We start from the raw sequence: 26,813 nt of genomic DNA, 5'->3' as shown, positions 1-26,813 counted from the left end.
GACAGAAACACCCGGGCTCAATGCCCGGGTAGCCTGGCTGTTGATCATGTTCATTCACAACGCGGCAAGCCAAACACCACCCGCGCCCCGCTCGGCTCATTGCGCTCGGCCCACAATTTGCCGCCGTGTCCTTCAATGATCGTGCGGCAAATCGACAGGCCCATGCCCAGCCCGGTGGATTTGGTCGTGTAGAACGCCGTGAACACTTGCTCCGCCCGCTCGCAGGCAAAGCCCGGCCCTGAATCGCTGACACTGATGTGCACGTTATCACCCAGCGCCTCACTGCGAATCAGCAGACGTCGCTGCCCCTCTGCCATGATCGTCATGGCTTCGAGGCTGTTGATGATCAGGTTAAGCAGCACCTGTTGCAGTTCGACCCGGTCCGCCACTACGAAAGGCAAATCTGCCGCCAGCTCAACGCTGACTTCGGCGCCGTGCTTGAGCGCTTCGCCACGGCTGAAACCGACCATTTCTTCAATCAGCAGATTGAGGCTGACAGGCTGACGCTGCGGTGGCGTTTTGTGAATCAGCGCGCGGATGCGCCCGAGTACGTCGGCGGCGCGGTTGCCGTCGAGAATGATATGCCGCAGGCCCTGCTCGACTTCGTTGATATTTGGTGGCTTTGCACCGAGCCAGCGCAACGCGGCATTGGCATGGGTCACCGTGGCGGCGATCGGCTGATTGACTTCGTGGGCAATCGATGCGGCCAACTGGCCCATGGTTGCCACACGATTGGCGTGGGCCAGTTCCGTTTGCACCTGACGATAACGACGCTCGCCTTCGCGCACTTGCTCTTCAGCCAGCTTGCGTTCGCTGATATCCAGCACAAAGGCCAGGCCCTGTTGCTGACTCGCTTCGAAGGCGGCCAGACCGACAATCACCGGCAGCCGACTGCCGTCCTTGCGGATGTACTCCTTTTCGAATGGCTGGGCCCGGCCGGTGTGGATCGCCGTTGCCAGTGCAATATCGCTGTTAGCGCGCATCGCCGGCGGGGACATGTCACGCCAATGGACATTGCCCGAAAGCAACTCATCACGGGTGTAACCGACCATGCGCAGGAACGCGTCGTTGGCCTCGATGATTTCCCCTTTCACGCCCCAGACGATGATGCCGATGATGTTGGCGTCGACCAGCCGACGGATCTTCGCTTCTCGCTCGGCGAGGTCGCGGTACAGGCGCGCGTTGTCCAGCGAGATCGCTGCCTGCGACGCCACCAGGCGCAACACGGCGAGACGCGTCGGGCTGAACACCCCGGCGGACAGGTTGTTTTCCAGATACAGCGCCCCGGCGACCCGCGCCTGATTCATCAATGCCAGGCAAAGGATTGAGCGCGCGCCTCGTTGCTGAACGTATGGATCAGCGGCGAACAGCGGATCGGCAACCGCGTCGTCCAGGCACAGGTTTTCGCCGGTGCGCAGCGTCTGGTAGAGCACCGACTCTGCCAGCGCCACCGTGTGCAGCGGCGCGTTGCACAACTGCGTGGCACCGTCGCCGATACGGGTTCGCGCAGCGACATAGGGAACGTCGGCGTTCAACAAAATAAGCAGGCCATGCTCGGCCCCGGCCTGTTCGATCGCGGTGCGCATCACCGTTTCGATCAAACGGTCCAGGACGATCTCGCCGGAGACTGCTTGAGAGACCTTGAGCACCGTTGCCAGGTCGAGATGTTCAACTGGCGTAATGAGCGTGGTGACCGGATTCGGTTGCGCCTCTTCGGCACGCAGAAAACGATGACGTCGCTCCAGCTCCCGCACCTTGCCAGCAGCCCCCCAACGCAGATAGGCATAACGTGCGTCGCGCAGGTAGACGCGGGATATCCTGGCCAGACCGCGAGCGCTGTAGAACCGTGCGGCCAGTTCGTTGGCCAGCGCTTGGATATGGAGCAAACCATTGTCCTGAGCCAATTGAATGGCTTGCTCGTACTGCAATTCGGCTTCGAGCAACTGCCCGGTGACGCGCGCCATTTCCGCGCCGACCAGCGCCACCTGACTGGCGAAGGTCTCTGCACACAAGCGCGCCCACGTCTGCAACTGTTCATGATGTTGACCCAGACGCTGCAAAGCACCGGCGTCAGTTTCGCCGTGGGCCGCCAAGGTCAAAGCCGCGTAGAAATGGTATTCGGCCTCCTCGAAAAACGCCGAAACCACCCACAAAAGTCCCTGCGCCTGGGCCGCGCACTCAGCGGCCGCCGCGTAATCCCAGGCCAGATAGCGCGCCTGCAACTTGCGTACCCAGTACTTGCCGCGCGCCAGCGCCAGATCCGCCGAACCGGCCAGATGCGCTTCGACAGCTGTTTCATCGAACCCCTCATCGTCGAAACAGCCGAACGTCGGCGTCTGCCCGCGCAGCATGCGGATCAGCGTCAACTGGCAGCGCATGAAATCCGCCACCAGACCGAAACCGACCTTTTGTGCATAGACCAGCCCTGATTCCGCTTGCGCCTGCACCTCGGCCAGCGGCTCGCCGATAAACAACAGATCGGAAATCAGGCTGTTTCCAGCGAACGCTGCATACGGCAGATCGCCGCTGCGATGGGCCGCGTTGAGCGCACGGCGCAACAGTTCGCGGCACTCGCGCACTGGCCGCATCCAGCGCACCACGAAGATCGAGAAGCACAACCAAGTGCTCGCTTCATAACGCGTGAGCCCGCGCCGATCAACCAGATCGCAGCCCAGACGGCCAAATCGATAACCAGCGGCATAGTCGCCAAAACGCGGCCCCGACACGCGCCCGAAGTTGGCATAGAGCAGGCAGGAGGCGTCGCAGTTGCCATATTGCAGGCTCAGGCTGATCGCTTTGCAAATGGTCAGGCTGGCGAGGTTCAGATCCGACTGCACCGCCGGCGCGAAGAGTTTGCCCAGCGCATCGAGGGTGGCCCGCGCGGCAGGATCCTCCATCAGCGGCAAGTCGATCATCTGCTCGATACTGCGCCCGCGCAGCCTGGTCCAGACCTGCTGATATTCGTCGCGCACCTGAATATCGTCCGGACGCGCTGGCCAATCGATGCCGACCTGACGCAGAAAGGCCAGACACACCGTCACCGCCCGGTCACTGCGATCGAGCAGCAAGTAGACATCCATCTGCATGCACGCCACCGCCGCGCGCTCGACGGTGGTCACGGCGCGCTCGGCCAATGTCGCCAGGCGCGAGTCGGCAAGCTGCAGTTGGCCGGTGAGAAATTCGCACTCGGCACGGTTCAGCTCCAGAGCGAAACCCAGTTCATGCCGACTGTCATAACCCTGCTCGCCCAACAGTTCTGCGCCGGCGCCCAGATAGGTCAGTGCTGAGGTATAAGCGGTCGAGGCCTTCGCTCGCTGGCCGGCGAGCAGGTTGAACTCGGCCAGCTGCTCGCGCTCGGCACGCAGGCTGATCAGATGCGCACCGCGATTGAGCTGGCCGACAATCTCGAAGATCGCCTCCTCGCGCCGCTCACCCTGGGTTTGCAGTGCCAGCAGCCGGCCGATGCGCAGGTGCATTTGCGCCCGTTCGGTTTCCGCGATCAGCGAATACGCCGCCTCATGGATGCGATCATGCACAAACCTGTAGGCACCGTCCTGACGCTCGACCAACTCCAGCCGCACCGCCGGCGACAATGCGGAGTGAACGTGAGGCACCGGCACATCAAGGACTGTGGCCAGCGTGTCGAGACGCGCGACGTTGCCCAGGCAGGCCAGTTGTTGCAGCGCCTGGCGGGTTTCCTGGGGCAGCCGCGCCAGTTTGCCGACCATCAAATCGACGACATTGTCGGTGTAGCCCTTGCCGTTGATCAGGTGCACATCCCACCGCCAGCGCTGGCGCGCAGGCTCGTATGTCAGCAGCTTCTCCTCGGCCAGGGCGTGCAGAAACTGGATGACGAAGAACGGATTGCCAGCGGTCTTGTCCAGTACCAGCCGCGCCAGCGCGACAATGCTCGCCGGCGGGCAGCGCAGTGACTCGCTGATCAGTTGTTCGATGTGCGCGCCAGCCAGTGGCGCCAGACGAATTTCGTCAATGTGTACGTCGGCGTGATGCAGGGTCTTGAGTGTGCGGCTGAGTGGGTGATCGCCATCTACCTCGTTGTCGCGATAAGCACCGACCAGCAGCAGATGAGGGGTCTCTGCGCGACTGAGCATATCTTCGAGCAGATCAAGGGTGGCCGCGTCGAGCCATTGCAGGTCGTCAAGGAACAGCGCCAACGGATGCTCGGCCTGAGCGAACACGCCGATAAAACGCTGCAAGACCTGAAGGAACCGCTGCTGCGCCTGTTGCGGCTCCAACTCAGGCACGGGCGGCGGCTCGCCGATGATCAGCTTGAGTTCGGGGATCAGATCGGTGATCAACCGCGCATTCGCTTCCAGTGCCCGCAACAGTGCTTCGCGCCAGCCCGCCAGTACGTCGGTGCGCTTGCCCAATAGCGTCCGCACCAGCCCCTGAAAGGCCTGAACCAGGGTCGAATAAGGCACGTCGCGCTGGTACTGGTCGAACTTGCCGGCGGCGAACAAGCCACGCGACGGCACCAGCACCTTGTGCAGTTCACTGACCACCGACGATTTGCCGATGCCGGAATAGCCGGATACCAGCACCAGTGTCGGCGCGCCTGTCTGCACCACATTGGCGAAGGCATCGATCAACGTTTGCACTTCGTGTTCGCGGCCGTAGAGTTTTTCCGGAATCAGCAAGCGCTCGCAGGCGCCCTGCTCGTTCAACGTGAACGTCTCGATCTGCCGCATACGGCGCCAGTCATCGAGGCAACGGCGCAAGTCATGCTCGACACCGGCTGCGCTCTGATAGCGTTCCTCGGCCGTTTTCGCCAGCAGTTTCATGACCAGTCGCGAGAACATCGGCGGCACCGTCGCCACCCGTTCACACACGGGCATTGGCAGCCGCGCGATATGGCAATGCACCCACTCCGTCGGGTCATTTGCACTGAACGGCAGCGAGCCGGTGAGCATCTGGTAAAGCGTCACGCCAAAGGCATACAGATCACTACGCGAATCAATCGAACGATTCATCCGCCCGGTTTGTTCCGGCGCCATGTAGGCCAGCGTCCCGGCGATAGATTCCGGTGGCGTGGGCGCTTGCCGCTCCCGTGGCAAGCGCGTGGCCAGGCCGAAGCCGGTCAGCCGCGCCTGCCCATCATGACAATGGACAAAAACATGCTGCGGTTTCAGGTCTTTGTGCACCAGACCACGCTGATGCATATGGCCCAGTGCCTTGGCGATGTTCGTGGCCAATTCCAGACAGGTTTCGATATCCAGCGGGGCGACCAGCAACCGCGACAACGGCTCGCCGCCCGGATCGTCGAACAGCAGACGAACTCGGGTGCCCGTACGCTCGAAAGCTGTCGGCTGCAACGCCCAGGCAGGATTGAGGTCGTCCCTGAGGCTGTATTCATGCGCCAGACGCTCCAGGGTGCTCGGCAATGGCTGGCCCATCGCCGGACGCACCGCCAGTAGGCTGCCATCATTCGAACCGCGCTCACGGGACAGCACCCGCTCGCCGTCGTCCCACAAAATCTGTTTTCTGCTGGCCATCTGCGTCAACACTGCTCAGGTTTTTTGCCGCACGGTGAGTTGCACGTCGCCAGCGCTCAGGGGTTGCGCTGGACAGGCTCGATGCCCAGCGCTTCTGCGATACGCACCAGATCGGCCACTGAACGTGCGGCCATTTTGCGCATGACCTGGCCACGGTGGACCTTGACCGTGACCTCGCTGAGGTTGAGCTGTCCGGCAATCTGTTTGTTCATCAGCCCGGCAATGACGAAGCCGAGCACTTCGCGCTCACGTGCGGTCAGGGTTTGGTAAGCCCGACACAAAACGGCGCCGGAGTGTTCGGCTGCCAGCCGCGCACGGTCGCGAGCCAACGCACTGGCCACGGCGTCGAGCATGTCCTGATCACGGAACGGCTTGGCCAGAAAATCCACCGCGCCGGCCTTCATCGCCTTGACGCTCATGGCGATGTCGCCGTGGCCGGTCATGAACACCACGGGGATGCGCAAGCCGTTTTTTTCCATCTGTTCCTGAAACGTCAGGCCACTTTCGCCGCGCAGGCGCACGTCGAGCACCAGGCAACCGGGTACCTCACGTTGCGCTTGCGCGAGAAAATCTCCGGCGCTGTCGAAGGTTTGCACCTGGAGGCCGATCGAGCGCAGCAAGCTGTCGAGCGCCTGGCGCATCGAGGCATCGTCATCGACCACGTACACCAATGGCTCGCCGAGCACGCCGGGACTTTGCGCAGGGCTGGAATGCGACCACAAGGTCATTGTGTCTCCTCGGCGAGATCGCAGCACGCGTTGGGCTGGTCAATAAATCTAGTTCAGGATGGCCACCGCAGCCAGACACCTGCCGGACGGTCAGCAATCAGGCTAACAGTCAGCGCCATTGCCGGCCGGCCAGAAACCCCTGAAAATCGGCCAGGCTGAGGCAGTCCGCCGCCAGCGCTGCAAACAGGCAGGCCCGCGATGTCCACTCATCCCGCTTTTACAACGGCTCCGCGCGACGTGGTGTTCATCGCCTACCCACGCCTGAGCCTGCTCGATCTCAGCGGTGCGCAAACCGTGTTCTGGGCCGCGAGCAAGGCCATGGCCGAGCGCGGGCAGTCTGGATATCAACTGCACACCGCCAGCCTCAACGGTGGCTTGATCCAGACCGTCGAAGGGCTGGCCATCGACACCCAAGCGTTAACCACGCTCGACACCGCCGCGCTGGACACGCTGGTCGTGCCCGGCGCCCCTGACATCTGCCAGACCCTTGAGAAGCACCGCGAACTGAGCGACTGGCTGCAGGACCATGCTCACCTCGCCCGCCGCGTGGTCTCGGTGTGCAGTGGTGCGTTTCTGCTGGCTCAGGCCGGATTGCTCGACGCCCGCCGCGCTGCCACTCACTGGGCGATGTGCGACGCTTTGCGCGATCGCTTTCCAGCGGTCGAGGTAGATGCCGACGCGATCTTCATTCAGCAAGGCAAGGTCTGGACCTCGGCCGGAGTCACCGCCGGGATCGATCTGGCGCTGGCGCTGGTCGAGGCCGATTGCGGCCGTGAAGTGACGTTGCAAGTCGCGCGGGAATTGGTGGTGTACATCAAACGCCCCGGCGGCCAGGCGCAATACAGCACGCTGCTGCAATCGCAGGCGCAGGACGCTGCAATGTTCGATGATCTGCACCTTTGGCTCATGGAGCGCCTCGGCGATCCGAATCTGACGGTGGAGCGCCTCGCCGAGCAAGCCGCAATGAGCCTGCGCAACTTCACGCGGGTCTATAAAGCGCGCACCGGGCGCACACCGTCGAAAGCGCTCGAGCTGTTCCGACTCGAAGCGGCCAAACGCCTACTGGAAAACTCCCCGCACAAAATCGAACGAATCGCCCGCATCTGCGGCTTCAACGATGAAGAACGCCTGCGCGCCTGCTTCCAGCGCCACCTGTCGATCTCCCCGCGCGACTACCGCAGTCGCTTCAGCCGCGATGGCTGAACCGCTATACCTACGTATAGTTTTGCCCGCTGGCCATCAGCGTATGGTGCAAGAACGACAGGAGTCACCAGCTCGGCCGCCCGGCCCGGGAGCGTTATGCACAAGACGCATGTCATTGCGGTAGTGGACGACGACGAGGCAATGCGCACATCGCTGAGCAGCCTGCTGCGGGCGTCGGGGTATCAGGTGTTCTGCTATGCGGCGCCAGCGGACTACCTTGACTCGGACGGGCCGGCGCAGACTGATTGTGTGATCTCTGATATTCAGATGCCGGGCATGAGTGGTTTGCAGATGCTGGATGCACTGCGGGCGCAAGGCTGGCGGATGCCGGTGATTTTTGTGTCGGCGGATCAGAGTGGTTTGCTTTGCGCCAAGTTTCGGGAAGCCGATGTCGTTGCCTGCCTGCGTAAACCCTTTGCGGCGGACGAGCTACTTGCCTGGGTTGAGTTTGCACCGCGTAAATCTGAAAACACTTGATAAGGCCCTCATCGCATTGAATTGCGTGTCGCCTGGATTTATCGCCTCCTATCGACTCGGTCGATCAGGCCGATTTCTGACAGAAGACAACACGGTCGGCTCCCTCTCCTCGAGGAGAGGGCTGGGAGCGAGGGGAAGCTCCAGAGATTACGGAGGTAGTTGAGCTACCCCATTTCCTTAAGCGCTGACTTGATCACATGGAAATGAGAGGCGCCTCAGAATCTAGAATCAAAGCGCCACTAATTGCCACTGCAAACTCCGCCTGTCACCCTTCACCCCGTTCAAAAGTACCAGAACAAGGAACCAAGGATTGAGCGGCTACGTCCCAAACCACCCAAGGGTTACCGCAACGCCGGCGTCGAACCCGTCGACCTAAACGCCCAGCACTGGGCGCAATACAAAGAACTCCCGCCAGCGCCAGACGCGAAACCCGACCTCAAGGGCTGCGTCTTCGCCAAAAGCTGCAACCTGCCCGACGGTGAAATTAACCACAGCAACCCGACAGGCTTCGTTCCCGTCGAAAAGCTGGCCGACTATGGGCTATGGGCCGTTTTGGCCACTGGCGAAGCGATTACCGCCGAAGGCACGTCCCTTCAGTTTGTCGGCGGCTCCGCAACTGGCAGTGCCGTTGCCCAACGGCTGGGTGGCTCACTCGCGCTAGGCCTACTCGACGGCGCAGGCTGGGCATCGCTGACCACCTAGAATGGGGCAATAAGACCCTACAAGCCGAGCACCTGCTCGCGCTACAACGGAAGATAAACGGCTACATCGCTTTCATCGAAAGCGGTGAGATCTATAACAAGATTCCCGCTGCACTCGGCAAGTCACTTGTAATCCGTGTTTACGGCAAGTACGAGGTTTCGGAGCAGGGGGAATTGTTCTTCGAGCGCCTGGCCGAGCTCCTGAAAAAAATGGGAAGCGGTTTTGAGTTCGTTTTCAAAGCAGACTAAGCGCTATGTCATTTGTGATCCCAGTGCTGGCAGTTAATTTTTTCACCTGCCAGCCGAGGCGTTTTTCTGCTGATCTACGGCCAACAGTGGAAGAGCCAAAAAGCCCGTCTACGACCCGACTTGCTTGAATGTCTCCGCCCCACGGCGCAACGGCCTTGAGATCGGCTAAACAGATTCGGGTCTCCGATATTCTGAAAAGGTGAGATGAGCAGGCACGTACAGCGCATAAACACGACTTGGCAAGCACGTTTAAATTACACCGATTTCTCCTCCAAAAAGCCTACAACGCCTTGCGCCGCTGCCTACGGGTACTTCAGAATCCGCCGGCTTGTGCGTCTAGGCTGCGGGTCCTATCGTTTGTCGGTCACTGAAATAGGTGATCGGGTTTGGTAGCCCGCAGTGTTAGATATACAGATCTGCCGTCGAGATTTCTGTCTCGGATTTGCGGTGGCCATGTATAGGGCGTCCTAGGGCGCGCCGGATCCTAACACCCGGTCTACCAACCTGTGCATGGCCGCCACCCTTCGTTTGGTAGCGAAAGGGTGAAGCCTCCCTTAAATGTGTTAGGAGCTTCATCAATGTTCAAAGTAACCACAAACCCGCCGGAAGCGGATTCAATCCCGTACGACCCTGCTCTGGAACCTCAGCGGATAAAAGATGCGGCTGCTCGCGCCATCAACTTTTACCTCGACCCTCAGACGCTCAAAACCACCATTCCCAAGCGCCAGCCAGGCAGGATCTTTCTCATTGACCCGACGGTGGATGAGGAAACGTTGCTCGTCGAAGCCTGTGAATCGCTGGCAGCCGCCAATGACATGGCCCGCGAAATCGGCGGCGTGATTGACCATCCACAGCGTCGATCGCTGCTGATGTTGCAGCAGGTGATCATGTTGAGTGAGCTCATCGTCAATCGCGTGCTCGACAGCCGACGCGTGTCGAACTAGCCGGCCATCGAGGCATGAGGGGGCGTGCTCCCCTCACTGCCAGCGGACGCGCCACAGCCGTGGCGCGTCGTCCTCATACCCAGACGCTCAAGCGGCGCTCATCGGAGTTTCAGCTGATGTCACAGACACCGTCCCATCCGCCGGTCACCGAATCGGTATCGCCTTATGAATCCTTCCATTCAAAAAAACTTCACGACGCCGCCGAGCGCGCGCTCGACCATTACCTCGCGCCGGCCAAGATCAACGCCACGCCCTACAGTCCCAACACGTTGTTTATGGTCAATCCTGAGTCCGACACAGAATCACTGTTGGTCAACGCTTGCGAATCCCTGGCTTCCGCCACGGTGATGCTCAGCGATTTCGCCGGAATGCTGGAGGGTTCACGACGCAATACCCTGTTGGGCATCGCGCAGGTGGTCATGCTAGGAGAATTGGCCGTCAACAAAGCGTTGGATAACGTAGTGCCCACAGACTGAACAACGGCATCGGCCGCGCAGGCGTGCTGGCACCTGCGCTGCGTCGCCCATTTCAGCGAGCCAGGTGGGCGCTGTCCAAGCTGACCAGAAAGCTGCGAATGTTGTTCTGCACCGCGCGGTTGATCGATTCCTTGATTCTCACCAGCTCCGAAAAAGGCATAACCCGAAAGGACTTCGCCGATCGCGGCGATGTTCGTTTCGAACAACACCTCGCCCGGTATTCCCACCTCGCCCCCCATACCTTCGTATACCCCCCTTCCACCCATGCGTAGCCCACGCACACCGATGGACAACTGCGCTCGCAGCCTCCCCGCCCTAGCATGGCTCTACACAGCGGGCGATTGAGCGCCAGGCAGTACGGCAAGCAGTTACGGCGGCCAGTGATCGTCACGCCAGAGTCCGCATCGGACTCGGGTGTCATCCATCCATCAGCGTCAGGGAGCACATTATGAAACAGCAATTATTGGTGATCGGTGCAGGGTTCGGCGGGCTGTGGAGTGCGCTGAGCGCTGCGCGTTTGCTGGATATGCATGCCCGTCAGGATGTCGAGATCACGCTGCTCGCCCCGCAAGCCGAATTGCGTATTCGCCCGCGCTTCTACGAGCCGGACGTGCACAGCATGTACGCGCCGCTCGACGCGCTGTTCGATGCGGTGGGTGTGCGCTTCGTCAAAGGCACCGCTGAAAGCATCGACGCCCGGGCGCGCCGAGTCGGCTACCGCGACGAGGCCGGGCGTCCGGATGAACTGGCCTACGATCGGCTGGTTCTCGCCAGCGGCAGCCAGCTCGCTCGGCCTCCGGTGCCTGGCCTCAAGGAGCATGCGTTCGATGTCGATCAGATCGAATCCTCGGCGCGTCTGGAACGTCATCTCATCGCCCTCGGCAACCAACCGCCCAGCGTTGCGCGCAACACCGTGGTGGTCGCGGGTGGCGGTTTCACCGGGATTGAAACTGCGACGGGAATGCCGGCGCGCCTGCGTGCGATCCTCGGTGAGGATCAAGACCTGCGCGTGATCATTGTCGATCGCAGCAAGGACATCGCCGCGACCATGGGTGATGGCATTCGCCCGTCGATCATCGAGGCGTCCAATGACCTGGGTATCGAATGGATCGTCGATGCCAGCGTTGCCGCTGTGGATGCCAATGGCGTCACCCTCGCCGATGGCCGCCACATCGAAAGCCAGACCGTGATCTGGACCGTAGGTTTCCGCGCCAGCCCGCTCACCGAACAACTCGACGCCGAACGCGATGGCCAGGGCCGCCTGCACGTCGATGGCAACCTCAAGGTGCAAGGCATCGATCACGTCTTTGCCGCTGGTGATGTCGCTCGCGCCGCCACAGACGACCTCGGCAACTATGCCGCGATGTCTTGCCAGCACGCGATCAGCTTGGGTCGCTACGCCGGCAACAACGCCGCCGCCGATCTCCTCGGCGTCGCTCCGACAATGTATCGCCAGCCCAAGTACGTGACTTGCCTGGATCTGGGCGCCTGGGGCGCGGTGTACACGGAAGGCTGGGATCGTCAGCTGAAACTGGTGAAGGCCGAAGCCAAAGAGCTGAAGACGCAGATCAACACGGTGTGGATCTACCCGCCCGCCGCAGATCGTCGCGCTGCCCTCGCGGCCGCCGATCCGCTGATTCCTGTAGCCTGATTTCACCTCCGCTTTAGCCCTGAAAACAAGGAGAACACCATGACCCTGCATCTGGATTCCTTCACCGCCAACCGCGCGGTGGCCCTGCAAACGCAAAGCGAAGAACTGGTGCCGTCGCGCTACGCCCTGCGCCTGGGCGACATTGACGTGATGGTGATCAGCGACGGCGTGTTGCCGTTGCCGACCCAGACCATGTCAACCAATGCCGACCCCGCCGACCGTGCCGCCTGGTTCAAGGAAATGTATCTGGGCCCTGACGCCTTCGACTGGGCGCTCAACGTGCTGGTGGTGCGTAGCGGCGAACAAGTCATCCTCGTCGACGCCGGCCTCGGTGGCCAATTCCCTGGTTTCCCGCGTGCCGGGCAGTTCCCCAAGCGCCTGGCCGCTGCCGGGGTGGATCTCGCCGACATCACTGATATCGTCATCACGCACATGCACATGGACCATATCGGCGGCCTGCTGGTCGACTCGGTGAAGAGCCGTCTGCGTCACGACGTGCGCATCCACGTCACCGCGGCCGAAGTGAATTTCTGGTCCACGCCAGACTTCACCAGCACCGACATGCCCGCACCAGTACCAGACGTCCTGCGCAGCACCGCCAACGCGTTCATCGACCACTATGAAAGCAAGTTGCACATCTTCGAAGACGAATGTCAGGTTGCACCTGGCGTAGTTGCAAAACTCACCGGTGGTCATACGCCAGGGCACTGCGTGGTCTACGTCAACTCCGGTGGCGAGCGCCTGACCTTTGCCGGTGACGCATTGTTCCCGGTGGCGTTCGATCACCCCGACTGGCACAACGGTTTCGAACACGATCCGGCCAAATCGGTGGAAGTGCGCGTGCGCATGCTCAAGGAAGCCGCCGCCAGCGGCGAGCTGTTCGTCGCCACGCATCTGGCCTTCCCTTCGGTGGGTAGGGTCGCGATCAATGGTGCTGCTTTCCGTTGGATACCTGCGATTTGGGATTACTGATTGCGCGCCTGAAATCTTCGCCCGGCTTCTGCCGGGCGAAACCTTTTTCACCGCCATTGCTACGCAGAGCCGTGCGGGCGGTGACCATCCTTCGGTTGCTGTGTACCCTTTCTGCATCAAACAAATCTGTGCAGAGGACAGAGCGTTGGCATATCTGGATTGGGTGCAATGGCCGGCGATGCTGGTCACCGTTCTGGCCGCGTGGCTGATCGGTTCGCAACGACCGCAACGGCGCATGAGCGGCTTCGTTTGTTTCAGTCTGAGCAATTTGCTGTGGGTGATCTGGGGCGTCCATGCCGGGGCTTACGCGCTGATCGTTCTGCAGCTTTGCCTGTTCCTGATGAACCTGCGCGGCTTCATGAAGAACCGCGTTTTAGAGCGCTGAGTGACGCTGATCATCCGGCCAGAAAATCCTTTGAATTTTTCTTGTCGGACAAAATCATTTACGTATGAGCGTAAGGAGGAACTCATGCGTAGCACCGATATTTTCGTCATCGAATACAAACATCACGACCAGCCAAAATCATTCGTCATCCGCGCCAAGAGTATGCGCAACGCCGACGCTTGGCATTGGGCGAGCTGTGACGCCGGTATTGCGCCGATTCCGAAGCCGGGAAAACCACCGTTGAAAGTGGTTTCCAAACCCCAGGCCGAGCGTTATGGGATTACGGAGGTGAAATGGCGCGAGACGGCTGCGCTGGACTGGACGGAGGCTTAGGCAAATCGGGTCGCCTGGCTGAGCTTGCACGTCAGCCAGGCGCTCCAGAACAGACTGCTGAAAAACCGTGTGGCATCGCCGAATCCGGCACCATGTAACAAGGCCTGCACCGCCGCCTCCGAGTGCGGCGGATCAGCGCCCTGCAAAATCTTACCGAGTTTCGCCTGCACCTCGTCAGCGGTTGCGCCCTGCTGTCGCCAGCGCTGGCTCCAGGCTTGCAGCAGCAACGGCTGACTGGCGTAAGCGTAATGATTGCCGGCCACGATCAATGGCGCGCCGGGTTTGAGGCGGGCCTGAATGGAGCGCAGTATTTGTTGCTTGGCCTCATCACCGCCCAGGTGATGGAGTACACCGATCAGGGTGGCGGCGTCGAAAGATGCGTCGGCCGGCAAGTCTTCGACATGACCGAGATGTATCTGGACTCTGTGCAATAGATCATTGGCGCGCAGATGTTCGGTCGCAGCATCGAGCATCGGCCCGGAAGGATCGACCGCAGTGAAGTGCCAATCCGGCTCCAGCGCGGCCATGGCGATGATTTCCTGCGCGGTGCCCCCCGCGCCCACCACCAGCACGTTTGCCGGACGCGACTGCCCAAGGCTGGCGGCGAGCATGCAGGCCGACAGGTCGTGACAGGCATCGTAGCCAGCCAAGGCAATGCGGCTTTGCCGGGCATATTCATTGGCGCGGGAGGTGTCGAATTTGCCGGCGGCGTCAGTGGCGGGTTGGGTCATGGCGATTCTCCTTGTCTTTGCGACACGCTACGCGGTGAGCGTGGAGAAGAAAAATCCAATGATTTCATGGGGGGCATTCCGCTGGGGAATGTGTGGATGTCATCCCGGCGAAGTAAAAGTGATGCAGAGCGTCAGCGGATGCGTCCCCACGCAGGAGCGTGGGAACGATCCATAACAACTAAGACCAGAATCCTTTATGCGGTTCAGCCGCCTCTGCCTCCAGCATCGGCCCGAAAACGCTCACCGTGCGCTGCCCTCTGGCAAACACTTCGCGACACGGCAACGAGAACGTCGGGTTCTCTGGATGATCGCCGGTCAGCCCGAGCAAAGCATGTTCCGACAACGCATACACCACTCGCCCGACTCCGGTCCAATACACCGCGCCCGCGCACATGCAGCAAGGTTCGGCGCTGGTGTACAGCGTGCACGCCTCCAGCTCCGTGGGTGACAACCGCTTCGCCGCCGCAGCGACCGCGACCAGTTCGGCATGCTGGGTGGGATCACCCTCCGGCGGCATCGAATTGTTGCCCGCTTCGGCAATGACCTTGCCGTCGCGGTCCGCCACCAGCGCAGCAAACGGGTGCCGGCCACGTTGTTTCGACGCCTGCGACAGGGCGATGGTCTGGCGCAGCAATGCCAGGTCCAGATCGCTGACGCCGGCCGGGACAAGCTGAGTGAATTGATTCATGGGTAACTCCTGGGCAGTGGGAAAAGACAAAGGTCAGTCAGCCAGTTCGGCCGTGGAAGCGCCGACGGCGTCGGTCGATGGTTTTTGTTTGTTGAGCAGTACATTGAGCAGAATGGCGGTGATCGCACCGAGAAAAATGCCGCTATCGAGCACCAGTTTCAGCGGCGGGCCGACGTGTTCGAACAGGGCCGGAAACGACATTGGCAAGACGCCGACGCTGACCGACACCGCAACAATGATGGCGTTGCGCGTGCCTTCGAACTGCACCCGTGACAATTCCTGAATGCCCGCCACCGTGGTCATGCCGAACATGACGATCGCGCAGCCGCCCAGCACCGGCGTCGGCACCGCCGCAATCAGCGCGCCGAGCTTGGGGAACAAGCCCATCAACACCATGATTGCGCCAGCGGCGGCGACGACGAAGCGGCTCTTGATGCTCGAAAGAGCAATCAGGCCGGTGTTTTGCGTGAAGGCGTTATAGGGAAAGCTGTTGAACACACCACCGAGCATGGTCGACAAGCCGTCGGCGCGGAAGGCGTTGCCGAGGGTCTGCTGCGTAGTCGGTTTGCCGACCAGTTTGCCGATGGCCAGGCAGTTGCCAGTGGTCTCGGCCATGATCACCAGCATCGCCAGGGTCATGATCAGAATCGGTACCAGAGAAAATTCCGGCGGACCGAACGCCATTGGCGCGCTCAACTCGAACCACGCCGCCTCGCTGACCCGATTGAAGTGCGTCATGCCGCAGGCGGCAGCGATCAGGCTGCCGACAAACAAGCCGATGAGCACACTGAGATTGCCGATGAAACCGCTGAATTTCGCATAAATCACCAGCGTCACACTGACCGTGGCCAGGCCCAGCAGCAGATTGGCCGGGCGACCGAAGTCAGGCGAATCGGGATCACCGCCACCCAGCCAGATTGCCGCCGCCGGCATCAGTGAAATACCGATGATGGTGATCAGGCTGCCAATCACCACGGGTGGAAAGAATCGCAGCAAGCGGCTGAACACCGGCGCCAGTGCGATGGTCAGGAAGCCGGCGGCGATCACCGCCCCAAAGATCTGGCTGAGGCCGAACTCCTTGCCGATCATGATCATCGGCGCCAGCGCAATGAACGAGCAGCCCTGAATCAACGGTAACCGCGCGCCGAACTTCCAGAAGCCGAGGGTCTGAATCAACGTCGCCACACCGGACGTCAGCAGGTTGGCGTTGATCAGTAAAACCACCTGAGCCGACGTCAGCCCCATCGCACTGCCGAGAATCAGCGGCACCGCCACCGCTCCCGCATACATCACCAGAACATGCTGCAGACCGAAGGTGAAAAGCTGCCGCAGGGGCAACACCTCGTCGACCGGGTGAACGCGTTGTGTAGTCATGGCACAAGCTCCTGAAGGGGCAGCGTTGGTTGTAATCGCGGGCGCTCAGGGACAGATGCACAGAGAGAATCGGCCCCGGCGTTCGAAGACGCGGGGTCATCCTTGAATGTTTTTAACGATGAAACAAATTGGCAACCATCGCTTTTTTCGATGGCAAAGACGCGGCACAATCGCCGTCTCGCTCAACCTCGGAGTACACCGCGTGCGCTTCTCACTCGATCAGTTGCTGATGTTCGTCCAAGTGGTGAAAAGCGGCTCGTTCTCCGCCGCCGGGCGCAAGATGGGCAAGACGCAATCGACCATCAGCGCAGCGATCGCCAATCTTGAAACCGACCTTGGCGTCGAGCTGTTCGACCGCCGCAATCGCAGCCCTGCCCTCACCGCCAGCGGGCATAAATTACTGGTGCAGGCAGAAGCGGTACTGGAGCGCTGCATGACCTTCGAGGCCCACGCTGATTGCCTCTCGGATAGCGTCGAACCGAGCCTGACCCTGGCGATTGAAACGCCGTACGGCCCGATCATGCCGGTGCTGCAAGCGTTCGAGCAGGCCTTCCCGTTTGTCGATCTAATCATTCGTCACCCGGTCTACGGCGATGTCAGCGAACTGGTCAGCAGTGGCGAGGCGGTGCTGGGGGTGGCGTTTTCGCAACCGGGCTATCCTCGGGAACTGGCGTTCCAGCAACTGGGCAAACTGATCATGCTGCACGTCTGCCATCCCGATCATCCGCTGGCGCAACTGGACAACGTCACGTTCGACGATTTGCACGTGCACCGGCGCCTGGCGTTCAGTGCGCACGCCAGCAAACTGCCGAGCAGTGAATACCTGCGTTCGACGCAGCTGTGGCAAGCGGAAAGCTATCTGGCGCTGCTGGAAATGGTCCGCGCCGGCCTCGGCTGGGCGACCTTGCCGCGCCAACTGATCCAGCGTGAACTGGGCAATGGCGAACTGGTCGAGTTGCAGCTGTCGGCGTACCCGCATACCGACTGGCAAATCGGCGTCGACCTGTTATGGGCACGCCAACGGCCGCTGGGCACGGCCGAGCGCTGGCTCAAGGAAAAGCTGCAGGCCAACAAGGTTTATGAGCGCGATCGCAACGGCCAGACCACTACGCTCTGATCATTTGGCAAACACCTGACTCATGTCCTTGAACGCCTTGAATTCCAACGCATTGCCGCAGGGATCGAGTAGAAACATGGTCGCCTGTTCGCCGACCTGACCCTTGAATCGAATGTAGGGCTCGATCACGAATTGCGTGCCGAATGATTTCAGTCGCTCAGCCAGTGCCTCCCATTGCTCCCACTGCAAAATGATGCCGAAGTGCGGGACCGGTACGTCGTGACCGTCTACCGGGTTGCTATTAATGCTTTGCTGGGCAGCCGTTTTCGGCTGTTCGTGGATCACCAATTGGTGGCCGTAGAAGTTGAAGTCGACCCATTGCGCGCTGGACCGGCCCTCCTCCAAGCCGAACACTTCACCGTAAAAACGCCGGCAAGCGGCAAGATCGTAGACCGTGATGGCGAGGTGGAAAGGTGAAAGGCTCATCAGGCACTCCGGTAGTCGCGTTGCTGGAAATATGGCAACGGCGTACCGCTGCTGATCGAGGATCGAAAACAGCCTAGATCAAAAACCCGCCAGACGCCGACCCGACATGTCACGAGAAGGCGCGGCTATCGATACGTGCCACGGCTATCCGCCCGGTTTCACTGCCCGCGCCTGACAACCTGTCGGTGACAATCCTCCGGGCTCAGCACGGCACCGGCTCTGGAGCGTACGACAATGGTTTCAACGGGCTCGGCCCCCTCGTTGTCGAGCAGCACCGAATGCTCCTCGCCTTCCGCGAACAGGAAGCGCTCGCCCCACTGCCGCAGGCTGACCACGATTGGGAACACCGCGCGGCCCATGTCGGTGAGCACGTATTCCTTGTAGGCGCTGCCATCGGACGCGGGCTGAATCCGTAACACGCCGAGCTCGACGAGCATTTTCAGTTTGACCGTGAGGATGTTCTTGGCTAGGCCCAGACGTTTCTGGAATTCACTGAAACGGCGCACGTCATCGAACGCATCGCGAATGATCATCAAGGCCCAGCGATCACCAATGGCTTCGAGGGTTCGGGCCACCGGGCATTCGCTCTGCGCCAATGTTTGTTGTCGGGCCATGTGGTTCCTGATGGATCGGCTATTGAATGTGGTTGCATTTAACAACCCGAATGAATAAAGATCAACGTATCGGTTTCAATTCAAAACCACACTTAGAGGAAGCAAGGATGCCCTGCCAGACGCAAACCCTGGTCAATGCGCAAGCCGCAACTGACAGCGCAACGACCGGGCTGAGTCGTTTGCAGACTTTTCTTTTTGCAATCACCTGCGCCATGGCGGTGGCCAATGTCTACTTCGCACAGCCATTGCTGGAATCGATGGCCGCCAGCCTCGGCGTTTCATCCGGTGCAATCGGCGTTGTGGTCACGGCCACGCAAGCCGGGTATGCGGTCGGGCTGCTGTTCATTGTGCCGCTGGGTGATCTGCTCGATCGCAAGAAACTCATCGTCAGCCAACTGCTTTTGTCTGCGACGGCGCTGTGTGCCGTGGGCCTGTCCGAGAGCTGGGGAGTGTTGCTCGGTGCCATGATGCTGGTGGGATTGCTGGCGGTGGTGGTGCAAGTGGTGGTCGCCTGCACCGCCAGCTTTGCACGCCCGCAGCAGCGCGGCGCCGCGGTGGGCACCGTCACCAGTGGCGTGGTACTGGGCATTTTGCTGGCGCGTTTCGTTTCCGGCGTAGTGGCTGATCTGGCCGGATGGCGCGGCGTGTATTTTGTCTCGGCAGTCATGATGATCGGCTTGGCCCTGCTGTTATGGCGCACCCTGCCCGCCTCGGTAAAACCGCCCGCACAGGGCAATTACTGGCGACTGCTGCGCTCGGTATTGGAATTGTTTTTGACTGAGCGGGTACTGCGCGTCCGCGGCATCTTCGCCCTGCTGATTTTCGCCGCCTTCAGTGTGTTGTGGACGTCGATGGTGCTGCCGCTCAGCGCCCCGCCCCTGTCGTTGTCCCACACGCAGATCGGCCTGTTTGGTCTGGCCGGAGTGGCGGGCGCGCTCGCCGCCGCACGGGCTGGGCGCCTGGCCGATCGCGGCTTGGGCAATCGCACCACTGGCATCGCCTTGGCGCTGCTGACGCTGTCCTGGCTGCCCATCGCATTTGTCGACAGTTCGCTGCTGGCCATGGCTGTCGGAGTGATCCTGCTCGACTTCGCCGTGCAAGCGGTGCACGTCACCAACCAAAGCCTGATCTTCGCCGCACGGCCCGATGCGCAGAGTCGACTGGTCGGTGCGTATATGTGCTTTTACTCGGTGGGCAGTGGTTTGGGCGCTATCGCGGCGACGTATACCTATGCGCACTCTGGCTGGGTGGCGGTGTGTTTTCTCGGAGGCGGAATCAGTGCTGTGGCGCTGATGTATTGGGTGTGGCTGGAGTACGTTTATTCACACGAATGAACCAATGTGGGAGCGAGCCTGCTCGCGAAGACGGAGCATCAGTCAGCACAGAGTTGTCCGACCTGACGCCTTCGCGAGCAGGCTCGCTCCTACAGGGATTATTTGCCAGCAGTTACTTGCCCTCCTCAGGCTTCTCGGTCTGCATCTGCACCGACGGTTTGCTTTTGTCACCGTCCTTGTTGGGTGCATCGTTGGAATCGAAGCAGCCGCTCAACAGAAACATCGAGCAGAACCCCAGACATACACAGATTTTTTTCATGACGATCTCCTGTCAGCAGTGGTATCGCTACCCGGTTCCAGCTTGACCTTGATCCAGCCGGATTGATGTTGATCAAACGCCTTGAACGCCGAAATCGCGTCAGTCAAAGGCTCATCCTGAGTCAGCACTTTCGCTGGATCGACGCGCCCGGCGAGGGTCATTTCGATCAGCTTGGGAATGTATTTGCGATGATGACAGTTGCCCATATTGATGCGTACGTTCTTGTTCATCGCCTCGCCGATCGGGAAGCTGTCGAACCCGGCGGGATAGACACCGATGATGGAAATCGTGCCGGCCTTGGCCACAGCCTTGACCGCCCACTCCAGCGCCTGCGCCGGCGCATCACCCGGTTGCCACTGCGCAGGATGATGATGGCCATGATGGGAATGGTTGGCGTCGATGCCCACGGCCTCGATCACCCGATCGACGCCAATTTCCGCAGTCAGGCGCGCAATGGTTTCAACTGGATCTTCTTTCTCGAAGTTGATGCACTCGGCACCCAATGCCTGGGCGCGAGCGAGGCGATCTTCCAGGCCATCAATGGCGAACACCCGGCCGGCGCCCATCAGCTTCGCGCTGATAATCGCAAACAGCCCGACCGGCCCGCAGCCGAACACCGCCACCGTGTCGCCGTCCTTGATCCGGGCCATGTCGGCGCCGAACCAGGCAGTGGGAAAAATATCCGACATGGCAATCGCCTGATCGTCGGTGATGGCGTCCGGCAGTTTGATCAGACCAATGTTGGCGAAAGGGATGCGCGCTTTCTCGGCTTGCAGGCCATCGAACGGCCCGGTGGTTTTCGGCCCGCCAAAAAATGACGTGCCAGCGGTTTTACCGTTGGGGTTGGCCACGTCGCACTGGGCGAAATAGCCGGCGCGGCAGTAAGAGCAGTTGCCGCAGGCAATGGTCGAGGGAATCAGCACGCGATCGCCAACCTTGAGGTTGCGCACGTCTTCGCCAAGTGCTTCGACGATCCCCACACCTTCATGCCCAAGGATCGTCCCGGGCTGCATGTCCGGCGCACTGCCGCGAATGAAATGCAGATCGGTGCCGCAAATGGCCGACGCGGTCAGCCTGACAATGGCATCGGTCGGCGATTGAATGGTTGGCTCGGGCACATCGTCAAGGCGGATATCGCCGACGCCATGAAATACAACAGCTTTCATCGTTCACCTCCCATTTTCCGGATGTGCGCAAATCAGGGTTCTTAACCCTTACTGTGCTCCGGCGACGAAGGCCCTTCCTTGACGCCGCGCGGGCCGGCGATGCCCCACACGATCAGGCCGAGCACCGGAAATACGATCAAACCGATCGCCCATGCGGCTTTGACGCCGACGCTTTTGTTGCTGCGAAACACACTGACGATCGCCCACAGGTCGACCAGCAGAATGATCACCGCCACGGCGATGGAAAAATAACTGGCTGCCTCGTTCATTTCGCAATCCTCCGATGACTTGTAAGCATTGGGCTGTGAGGCTTTTTCAGCGTTCAAAAAAATTGCGGCCCTGGGGCGTCAAAGGTTCAGCCGCCTTCCGGATCCTGGCGGATCACGGAAATCTTGCCGTTGCGCTCGATGATTGCGAATTTGATCTGGTCGATGGTTTCTATGCCCTGACTGGAGCGTGCCGCCTCCATGACATCCGCCTCGACCAGCCGCGCATGACGCAAGCGTCGGTGCAACAGCTTGCCATTCTCGACAATGATCGTCGGCTCGCCATCAATCAGCCGCGACACCCAACTGGAACGTTGTTTGAGCAGGGAAAAACCGACATCCACAGCGATCAGCGTAATGATCACCAGAAACGCATTGGTTAGAGAAAAATCATCACCGAGCAGCGCTTGCTGGGTGGCTTCACCGATGATCATCAGCAGGACGAAATCAAACGTCGTCAGCTCGGCCAGCGAACGCCGGCCGGCAATTTTGAACAGCACCATCAGTGCCAGATACATCGCGAGTGCGCGCAACACCGAGTCCATGGGTCACCTATGGATAAATGAATTGAGTGAGCTTCACTTCGCTCGAGCCCGGCACGCGGATATGGCTGCGAAACAGGCCCAATCCGTCACCGCGCAGCGTCACATAGAGCGTCGCCTGGCCCTGGGCATCTGCCTGCAACCACAAGCGCATGCCCTGTTTTGAGCTGCGCATACGCACCGGGGCCGGTTGCATGGTTTCGACGCTGAAGCCATCGAGCATCTCGCCACCGATGTCGAGTTCGACAGTGGCATCAGGCGCCGTGTGCACGCTGAGTTTCAGCGGGTTGGTCGAGCCGTTGCGATGGAACATCTCGTATTCGATCTGGACTTTACCGTCATCGCTGCGAGCGTCCTGCGAACTGAGCACGCCCCGGGAAAACAGCCCCAGCAGGCCCAGCAGCATGCACAGCACCAACAGGTACCAACCGATGTGCTCGAAGCGCCAGACCTTCAACTGATAGGCCATGTCCTCCTGCACCGGGAACTGCCGACTGCGCAGATCGGGATGGTCAGCGTCGTGCTTCATCGGCGCCACCCTCCTTCGCCGCGCAAGGCGCGACGGTGATAATCGGGCAACTGCTGCAGGGCGAATTCAGAAGCGAGGGTCTGCACTTCACTGCGCGATCCGGCAAACCATTGCTGGGTGCTGAACAGAAAATGTTTGTCATCGAACTGGAACGCCCAGGCGAAACACACCGTACCGGCCTTGATGCCGTCCATATCGTCGGGTCCGAGAATGCCGGTGGTGGCGACGGCAACGTTGGCGGTGCTGTCGCGCAACGCACCGATGGCCATTTCACTGGCCACTTCCACGCTGGTCAGATTGAAGGTGGCCATGGTCGCCGGGCTGACGTGCAGCAGGCGCTGCTTGGCTTGCGGCGAATAGACCACATAGCCGCACTCGATCAGCTCGCCGCTGCCGGGTACTTCCGACAGCAACATGACGATCTCCCCGGCCGTGCAGGATTCGGCGGTGGTGATGATCAGTGAATGTTGGCGCAGGTATTCAATCGTTTCCTTGGCAATGGACATGGCATGCTCTCGAAGCTGTTATTGCCGGTTGACCGCTCGCTGCGCGGATCATTCCGCCGGATTGGATGAGCGTGTAAGCGCCTCTTGCAGAGAAAGTTTTCCGCCCCGTTCGGCGCGATCACCTACCCTCATAGACTGTGTAATCCACTCGAGCCCGCCGCCCCCATGCGTTGTTCATTCAAGTCATTGTTTTTGATTCTGTTGCTGCTACTGATGCCGGGCAGCGCTGCGCTGTGGGCGGCGGATGTTGCCGCGCCGGCAAACTCCGGCGCAGCGCCAATGCCGGTGATTTCGCAAAGCGATCTGCAAGCCCTGCAACAACGCCTCGACGGGCTCAAGCAGCAGATTTCGGCGGCAAACAATTACAACCAGCTCGAAGGCCCGCAGGATCGGGTGCAGGCGTTCATTCTCGATGTCGATCGGTTGTCGGCAGCGCTGTTGCCGCAACAGGCGCAACTGGCGGTGCAACTGGGCGTGCTCGGCACGGCGCCCGACGCCGAGGTGGCCGCCGAGCAAGCCGATATCGTCGCCCAGCGGGCGGCGCTGGCGGAGCAGAAAAGCAAGGTCGATGGCACGCTGAAAAGCCTAGCCGCACTGAAACAGAACGCCGCCGACCTGATCACGCAAATCGCCGGCATCCGCCGCACCCTGCTGGAAAGCGAACTGACCCTGAGCACCCGCAGCGTATTGAGCCCGTATTTCTGGACACCGCTGGTCAATCCAAGCGAAGACGACCGCCAGCGCCTGCGACTGTTCGTCGAGCAGGTGGCTGACGTATGGGCCACGGTCTGGGCGCCGGGCGAGCGGTTTTACACCTGCGTACTGGTGCTGTTGGCGCTGCTGATCTGGACCTTCGGCCGACGTCTGGCTGAGCGCGGGCTGACCTGGTTCTGCATTCATCGCGTGGCGGAGGGCCGACTGCGCAGAAGCGCCTTGGCCTTCGCCTCAGCTATCGCGACGTTCGTCACCACCGCCATCGCCCTGAAGCTGTTGTTCTACGCCTGCACCCGCCACGACGCACTGCCGCCGGTGCTGGAAACCTTCTCCGAAGAATTCGAGAAAGTCGTCTATGCCTGCGTGCTGATCACCGGCCTCAGCCGCGCATTGCTCTCCACCGCGCACCCGTCCTGGCGCCTGCCGGCGATTGCCGATCCAGTGGCGCTGGCCCTCAAGCCTTATCCGCGAATCCTCGCCTGCTCGTTGCTGGTGTTGGTGACGCTGGTGCAAGTCGCCAATGCCACAGGCATGAGCAGCCACATCGTGATGGCCGGGCGCGGCGTGATTTCCATGGTGGTGCTGGCGATCATCGGCACGATGCTGTTGCGCGTCGGCAAAGTGCGCAAGGCCTTGGTCGCAGCCAATGACGCGTCGGCTACGAACAGCGTGTTCGCCGGGCTGATCTACAGCGTCGCCAGTCTCTCGATGTTGGTGACGGCCATCGCCCTGCTTGCCGGCTATGTTTCGCTGGCACGGTTCATCAGCTATGAGCTGGTGTGGGGCTATGTCGTGCTGTCGGGCTTCTACTTGCTGATTCAGCTGGTCAAGGACGCCTGTGAGCACCTGTTTTCGCCGAAACACGCGAGCGGCCAGGCGCTCAAGCAATTGCTCGGCGTCAGCGATCGGCGCCTTGAGCAGACGTCGATTCTGTTGTCCGGCGTCAGCCGCGCCGGCCTGATGCTGATGGCGCTGATTTCGTTGTTTGTCGGCGGCATCGGTACCACGCTTGGCCAACTGGTCACCAACATCATGTCGATTCTTGGCGGCGCCGGTTTGCGCAAGCTGAATATTGTCCCGGCGCATCTGCTCAACGCACTGCTGGCACTGCTGATTGGCATCTGGCTGATCCGTGCATTAAGCCGCTGGCTCGACAACGAATTCCTGCCCAAGACCGACATGGACCCGGGCATGTGCGCGTCACTGAGCACGCTGTTTTCCAACATCGGCTACGCCTTTGTAATTCTGCTGACGCTGTCGTCGCTGGGCGTGCAGTGGACCAATCTGGCGTGGATCGTCAGTGCGCTATCCGTGGGTATCGGCTTTGGCTTGCAGGAGATCGTCAAGAACTTCGTCTCCGGCCTGATCCTGCTCACCGAGCGCCCGGTGAAAGTCGGCGACCTGATCAGCATCAGCGGCGTCGAGGGCGACATCCGCCGGATCAACGTGCGTGCCACGGAAATCCAGCTCAGCGACCGCTCGATCGTGATCGTGCCCAACTCGCAGCTGATCTCGCAGAACCTGCGCAACGTTACCCTCGGCGGCAGTGCTCAAGGCGTGGCATCGCTGGAGCTGGTGTTCCCGCTGGATATCGATCCTGAGCAGGTCAAACAACTGCTGCTGGATGCGTATCACGAGAACGAAACCATCCTCGATAAACCGGCGCCATTCGTACGCTTCAGCAAATTGTCGCCGGACGGCATAACCCTCACGGTCACCGGCTATGTCGGCAGCCCGAGGATTGTCGGGCTGACCAAGAGCGATTTGTTGTTCGAAGTGTTGAAGCGGTTGGGCGTAGCGGGGATTGCGCTGGCGAAGCCGCCAGCGGCGTGATTCGGTTAGCGCTTGCCCAAGTTGTCGATGCGGGCCGTGCTGCTGCGTGGCGTCAGCTCGAACGGCAAGACGACATGCCGCTCTGTCAGCGGCTGTTTTTCGATCAGGGCAATCAACATTTCGACCGCCCTGGCCCCGAAGGCCTCGGCTGGTTGCGAGATGGTGGTCAGCGGCGGATCGCAGTACGCAGCCATGGGAATGTCATCGAAACCCACCACTGAAATATCCTCGGGCACACGCAGCCCGGCCTGCCGGATGCGCTTGAGCGCACCAATGGCCATTTCATCGTTTTCGCAGAACAGCGCGCTCGGCCGCTCGGCCAATGCGAGCATCTTTTGCGCTCCGGCAAAACCGGCCTCGAGGCTGAAATTGCCATGGCAGATCAGTGCTTCATCGAAGGCAATCCCGGCCTCGCGCAGCGCCGCTTCGTAGCCTGCCAATCGATCCAAAGTCAGCGGACTGTTTTTTGAGCCTTTGATCAGGCCGATGCGTCGGTGTCCCAAGGCGATCAGGTGGTCGGTCATGGCTTTGGCGGCGGCGACGTTGTCCAGGCTGATGGTTGGATATCGTCCGGCCTTGAGCACTTCGCAGGCGTTAACGATCGGCGGCACATCGGCGTCGGCCGGGGCGTTTTCGAAAGGATCGTAAGCGCGCAACTGGATCACCCCGTCGGCCTGATAGGCGTAAACCAGCTCGGCGAATTGTCGCTCCAGTTCTTCCCGGCCCTGGGTGTCGCACAGCAGCAGGCGATAACCGGCCGCCTGCGCCGCTTGCTGCGCGCCGCTGATGACCCGGGCAAAAAAGGTGTTGGCGATGGTCGGCACCAGAATCACCAGATTGCCGGTGCGCCGCGAGCGAAACTGCACGGCCATCAGGTTCGGCCGATAGCCGGCCTGCTCCACGGCGGCCATGACGCGCTCACGGGTTGGCGCGAGCACGCGCTCGGGCGATTTCAAAGTCCTCGAAACCGTCGCCACGGAAACCCCGGCCAGCCGAGCCACTTCGCGAATATTGGACAAAAACACCTCGTTGTTTCATGCCGATCAGGCGCGGAGCTTACCGCAGGCGACGAGCGATCGAAA

General features: G+C 60.8%; 26 protein-coding genes and 1 pseudogene. 13 read left to right on the top strand and 14 right to left on the bottom strand.

The genetic code is table 11. The features are described 5' to 3' along the window. Positions 1–50: 50 nt before the first annotated feature. Together OK411_RS11975 and OK411_RS11970 are read right to left on the bottom strand one after the other, a co-directional pair. The gene (locus OK411_RS11975) at positions 51–5,513 is read right to left on the bottom strand and encodes an ATP-binding sensor histidine kinase (protein ID WP_264364945.1); all 5,463 of its coding nucleotides are present in this window, start codon (positions 5,511–5,513) and stop codon (positions 51–53) included. Positions 5,514–5,569: 56 nt separating this feature from the next. Further along, the gene (locus OK411_RS11970; RefSeq protein ID WP_264364944.1) at positions 5,570–6,241 is read right to left on the bottom strand and encodes a response regulator transcription factor; all 672 of its coding nucleotides are present in this window, start codon (positions 6,239–6,241) and stop codon (positions 5,570–5,572) included. Positions 6,242–6,439: 198 nt separating this feature from the next. On the opposite strand from OK411_RS11970, the gene OK411_RS11965 reads away from it, so the two are divergent. The 10 genes and pseudogenes from OK411_RS11965 (at position 6,440) to OK411_RS11925 (ending at position 13,632) form a co-directional block, all read left to right on the top strand. Further along, the gene (locus OK411_RS11965) at positions 6,440–7,444 is read left to right on the top strand and encodes a GlxA family transcriptional regulator (protein WP_071171896.1); all 1,005 of its coding nucleotides are present in this window, start codon (positions 6,440–6,442) and stop codon (positions 7,442–7,444) included. Positions 7,445–7,540: 96 nt separating this feature from the next. Then, positions 7,541–7,921: a response regulator transcription factor gene (locus OK411_RS11960; RefSeq protein WP_110599083.1), complete on the top strand. Its 381-nt coding sequence runs from the start codon at positions 7,541–7,543 to the stop codon at positions 7,919–7,921. 310 nt (positions 7,922–8,231) lie between these two features. Next, a pseudogene (locus OK411_RS11955) lies at positions 8,232–8,602 on the top strand (pyocin); the annotation flags it as partial. Next, positions 8,602–8,871, top strand: coding sequence for a DUF6572 domain-containing protein (locus tag OK411_RS27040; RefSeq protein WP_319636910.1), 270 nt, complete (start codon positions 8,602–8,604; stop codon positions 8,869–8,871). The pseudogene OK411_RS11955 and the gene OK411_RS27040, both read left to right, overlap by 1 nt. 578 nt (positions 8,872–9,449) lie before the next feature. After that, the gene (locus tag OK411_RS11950; RefSeq protein ID WP_264364942.1) at positions 9,450–9,815 is read left to right on the top strand and encodes a DUF6124 family protein; all 366 of its coding nucleotides are present in this window, start codon (positions 9,450–9,452) and stop codon (positions 9,813–9,815) included. Positions 9,816–9,931: 116 nt separating this feature from the next. Then, on the top strand, positions 9,932–10,291 hold the full coding sequence (locus tag OK411_RS11945) for a DUF6124 family protein (RefSeq protein ID WP_016774270.1): 360 nt from the start codon (positions 9,932–9,934) through the stop codon (positions 10,289–10,291). 448 nt (positions 10,292–10,739) lie between these two features. Further along, positions 10,740–11,942: an NAD(P)/FAD-dependent oxidoreductase gene (locus OK411_RS11940; RefSeq protein ID WP_264364941.1), complete on the top strand. Its 1,203-nt coding sequence runs from the start codon at positions 10,740–10,742 to the stop codon at positions 11,940–11,942. 39 nt (positions 11,943–11,981) lie between these two features. Then, complete coding sequence (locus OK411_RS11935) at positions 11,982–12,914, top strand: MBL fold metallo-hydrolase (RefSeq protein WP_016774269.1); 933 nt, start codon at positions 11,982–11,984, stop codon at positions 12,912–12,914. A gap of 178 nt (positions 12,915–13,092) precedes the next feature. After that, positions 13,093–13,299, top strand: coding sequence for a hypothetical protein (locus OK411_RS11930; protein WP_050977883.1), 207 nt, complete (start codon positions 13,093–13,095; stop codon positions 13,297–13,299). Between the two features lie 84 nt (positions 13,300–13,383). Next, positions 13,384–13,632 carry a DUF6555 family protein gene (locus tag OK411_RS11925; RefSeq protein ID WP_041480580.1) on the top strand — a complete coding sequence of 83 codons (249 nt, stop codon included), beginning with the start codon at positions 13,384–13,386 and terminating at the stop codon, positions 13,630–13,632. On the opposite strand, the gene OK411_RS11920 is transcribed toward OK411_RS11925, so the two are convergent. From OK411_RS11920 to OK411_RS11910, 3 genes are all read right to left on the bottom strand, one after another. Next, on the bottom strand, positions 13,629–14,363 hold the full coding sequence (locus OK411_RS11920; RefSeq protein ID WP_122750668.1) for a class I SAM-dependent methyltransferase: 735 nt from the start codon (positions 14,361–14,363) through the stop codon (positions 13,629–13,631). The two genes, OK411_RS11925 and OK411_RS11920, sit on opposite strands and share 4 nt — an antisense overlap. Before the next feature lie 178 nt (positions 14,364–14,541). Then, entirely contained in the window at positions 14,542–15,051 is a 510-nt protein-coding gene (locus OK411_RS11915; protein WP_016774265.1) for a nucleoside deaminase, read from the bottom strand. A 33-nt stretch (positions 15,052–15,084) separates the two neighbouring features. After that, positions 15,085–16,425: a nucleobase:cation symporter-2 family protein gene (locus OK411_RS11910; RefSeq protein WP_264364940.1), complete on the bottom strand. Its 1,341-nt coding sequence runs from the start codon at positions 16,423–16,425 to the stop codon at positions 15,085–15,087. A 202-nt stretch (positions 16,426–16,627) separates the two neighbouring features. On the opposite strand from OK411_RS11910, the gene OK411_RS11905 reads away from it, so the two are divergent. Continuing rightward, positions 16,628–17,542 (top strand): LysR family transcriptional regulator, encoded by a 915-nt coding sequence (locus tag OK411_RS11905; protein ID WP_264364939.1) that lies wholly within the window; start codon positions 16,628–16,630, stop codon positions 17,540–17,542. On the opposite strand, the gene OK411_RS11900 is transcribed toward OK411_RS11905, so the two are convergent. Together OK411_RS11900 and OK411_RS11895 are read right to left on the bottom strand one after the other, a co-directional pair. Next, positions 17,543–17,968 (bottom strand): VOC family protein, encoded by a 426-nt coding sequence (locus tag OK411_RS11900; protein WP_264364938.1) that lies wholly within the window; start codon positions 17,966–17,968, stop codon positions 17,543–17,545. A 158-nt stretch (positions 17,969–18,126) separates the two neighbouring features. Next, complete coding sequence (locus OK411_RS11895; RefSeq protein WP_264364937.1) at positions 18,127–18,582, bottom strand: winged helix-turn-helix transcriptional regulator; 456 nt, start codon at positions 18,580–18,582, stop codon at positions 18,127–18,129. 107 nt (positions 18,583–18,689) lie between these two features. Here OK411_RS11895 and OK411_RS11890 point away from each other — a divergent pair, with 107 nt between their 5' ends. Continuing rightward, positions 18,690–19,916 (top strand): MFS transporter, encoded by a 1,227-nt coding sequence (locus tag OK411_RS11890; RefSeq protein WP_264364936.1) that lies wholly within the window; start codon positions 18,690–18,692, stop codon positions 19,914–19,916. A gap of 112 nt (positions 19,917–20,028) precedes the next feature. On the opposite strand, the gene OK411_RS11885 is transcribed toward OK411_RS11890, so the two are convergent. From OK411_RS11885 to OK411_RS11860, 6 genes are all read right to left on the bottom strand, one after another. Further along, positions 20,029–20,175, bottom strand: a complete 147-nt coding sequence (locus tag OK411_RS11885) for a hypothetical protein (protein WP_016774259.1) — start codon at positions 20,173–20,175, stop codon at positions 20,029–20,031. Further along, positions 20,172–21,341, bottom strand: coding sequence for a zinc-dependent alcohol dehydrogenase (locus OK411_RS11880; protein ID WP_264364935.1), 1,170 nt, complete (start codon positions 21,339–21,341; stop codon positions 20,172–20,174). The genes OK411_RS11885 and OK411_RS11880 overlap by 4 nt, the downstream gene beginning before the upstream one ends. 41 nt (positions 21,342–21,382) lie before the next feature. Beyond that, entirely contained in the window at positions 21,383–21,610 is a 228-nt protein-coding gene (locus OK411_RS11875; protein WP_024012535.1) for a PLD nuclease N-terminal domain-containing protein, read from the bottom strand. A gap of 86 nt (positions 21,611–21,696) precedes the next feature. Next, entirely contained in the window at positions 21,697–22,152 is a 456-nt protein-coding gene (locus OK411_RS11870) for a DUF421 domain-containing protein (protein ID WP_024012534.1), read from the bottom strand. A gap of 7 nt (positions 22,153–22,159) precedes the next feature. Then, positions 22,160–22,678: a hypothetical protein gene (locus OK411_RS11865; protein ID WP_264364934.1), complete on the bottom strand. Its 519-nt coding sequence runs from the start codon at positions 22,676–22,678 to the stop codon at positions 22,160–22,162. Next, entirely contained in the window at positions 22,675–23,184 is a 510-nt protein-coding gene (locus OK411_RS11860) for a CinA family protein (RefSeq protein ID WP_264364933.1), read from the bottom strand. Before OK411_RS11860 ends, OK411_RS11865 begins: the two co-directional genes overlap by 4 nt. A 165-nt stretch (positions 23,185–23,349) precedes the next feature. Between OK411_RS11860 and OK411_RS11855 the strand changes: the two genes are divergently transcribed. Beyond that, a complete protein-coding gene (locus OK411_RS11855; protein WP_264364932.1) occupies positions 23,350–25,731 on the top strand; it encodes a DUF3772 domain-containing protein in 2,382 nt (793 codons plus the stop codon). A gap of 5 nt (positions 25,732–25,736) precedes the next feature. On the opposite strand, the gene OK411_RS11850 is transcribed toward OK411_RS11855, so the two are convergent. Beyond that, positions 25,737–26,750: a LacI family DNA-binding transcriptional regulator gene (locus OK411_RS11850; protein WP_264364931.1), complete on the bottom strand. Its 1,014-nt coding sequence runs from the start codon at positions 26,748–26,750 to the stop codon at positions 25,737–25,739. Positions 26,751–26,813 lie beyond the last annotated feature (63 nt).

The sequence above is a fragment of the Pseudomonas sp. RG1 genome (genome assembly GCF_025910115.1).
Lineage (GTDB): Bacteria > Pseudomonadota > Gammaproteobacteria > Pseudomonadales > Pseudomonadaceae > Aquipseudomonas > Aquipseudomonas atacamensis.
Note: the sequence above shows the minus strand (reverse complement) of the source record. Positions and strands in the feature narration are given on the sequence as shown.

Bases quoted from the DNA above. Each gene is read 5' to 3' on its own strand.
- OK411_RS11865 (WP_264364934.1), bottom strand. From the start codon at position 22,678: ATGAAGCACGACGCTGACCATCCCGATCTGCGCAGTCGGCAGTTCCCG.
- OK411_RS11860 (WP_264364933.1), bottom strand. From the start codon at position 23,184: ATGTCCATTGCCAAGGAAACGATTGAATACCTGCGCCAACATTCACTG.
- OK411_RS11950 (WP_264364942.1), top strand. From the start codon at position 9,450: ATGTTCAAAGTAACCACAAACCCGCCGGAAGCGGATTCAATCCCGTAC.
- OK411_RS11930 (WP_050977883.1), top strand. From the start codon at position 13,093: ATGCTGGTCACCGTTCTGGCCGCGTGGCTGATCGGTTCGCAACGACCG.
- OK411_RS11940 (WP_264364941.1), top strand. From the start codon at position 10,740: ATGAAACAGCAATTATTGGTGATCGGTGCAGGGTTCGGCGGGCTGTGG.
- OK411_RS11855 (WP_264364932.1), top strand. From the start codon at position 23,350: ATGCGTTGTTCATTCAAGTCATTGTTTTTGATTCTGTTGCTGCTACTG.
- OK411_RS11935 (WP_016774269.1), top strand. From the start codon at position 11,982: ATGACCCTGCATCTGGATTCCTTCACCGCCAACCGCGCGGTGGCCCTG.
- OK411_RS11975 (WP_264364945.1), bottom strand. From the start codon at position 5,513: ATGGCCAGCAGAAAACAGATTTTGTGGGACGACGGCGAGCGGGTGCTG.
- OK411_RS11885 (WP_016774259.1), bottom strand. From the start codon at position 20,175: ATGAAAAAAATCTGTGTATGTCTGGGGTTCTGCTCGATGTTTCTGTTG.
- OK411_RS11960 (WP_110599083.1), top strand. From the start codon at position 7,541: ATGCACAAGACGCATGTCATTGCGGTAGTGGACGACGACGAGGCAATG.
- OK411_RS11870 (WP_024012534.1), bottom strand. From the start codon at position 22,152: ATGGACTCGGTGTTGCGCGCACTCGCGATGTATCTGGCACTGATGGTG.
- OK411_RS11900 (WP_264364938.1), bottom strand. From the start codon at position 17,968: ATGAGCCTTTCACCTTTCCACCTCGCCATCACGGTCTACGATCTTGCC.
- OK411_RS11890 (WP_264364936.1), top strand. From the start codon at position 18,690: ATGCCCTGCCAGACGCAAACCCTGGTCAATGCGCAAGCCGCAACTGAC.
- OK411_RS11875 (WP_024012535.1), bottom strand. From the start codon at position 21,610: ATGAACGAGGCAGCCAGTTATTTTTCCATCGCCGTGGCGGTGATCATT.
- OK411_RS11895 (WP_264364937.1), bottom strand. From the start codon at position 18,582: ATGGCCCGACAACAAACATTGGCGCAGAGCGAATGCCCGGTGGCCCGA.
- OK411_RS11925 (WP_041480580.1), top strand. From the start codon at position 13,384: ATGCGTAGCACCGATATTTTCGTCATCGAATACAAACATCACGACCAG.
- OK411_RS11910 (WP_264364940.1), bottom strand. From the start codon at position 16,425: ATGACTACACAACGCGTTCACCCGGTCGACGAGGTGTTGCCCCTGCGG.
- OK411_RS11920 (WP_122750668.1), bottom strand. From the start codon at position 14,363: ATGACCCAACCCGCCACTGACGCCGCCGGCAAATTCGACACCTCCCGC.
- OK411_RS11965 (WP_071171896.1), top strand. From the start codon at position 6,440: ATGTCCACTCATCCCGCTTTTACAACGGCTCCGCGCGACGTGGTGTTC.
- OK411_RS11880 (WP_264364935.1), bottom strand. From the start codon at position 21,341: ATGAAAGCTGTTGTATTTCATGGCGTCGGCGATATCCGCCTTGACGAT.
- OK411_RS11970 (WP_264364944.1), bottom strand. From the start codon at position 6,241: ATGACCTTGTGGTCGCATTCCAGCCCTGCGCAAAGTCCCGGCGTGCTC.
- OK411_RS11945 (WP_016774270.1), top strand. From the start codon at position 9,932: ATGTCACAGACACCGTCCCATCCGCCGGTCACCGAATCGGTATCGCCT.
- OK411_RS11915 (WP_016774265.1), bottom strand. From the start codon at position 15,051: ATGAATCAATTCACTCAGCTTGTCCCGGCCGGCGTCAGCGATCTGGAC.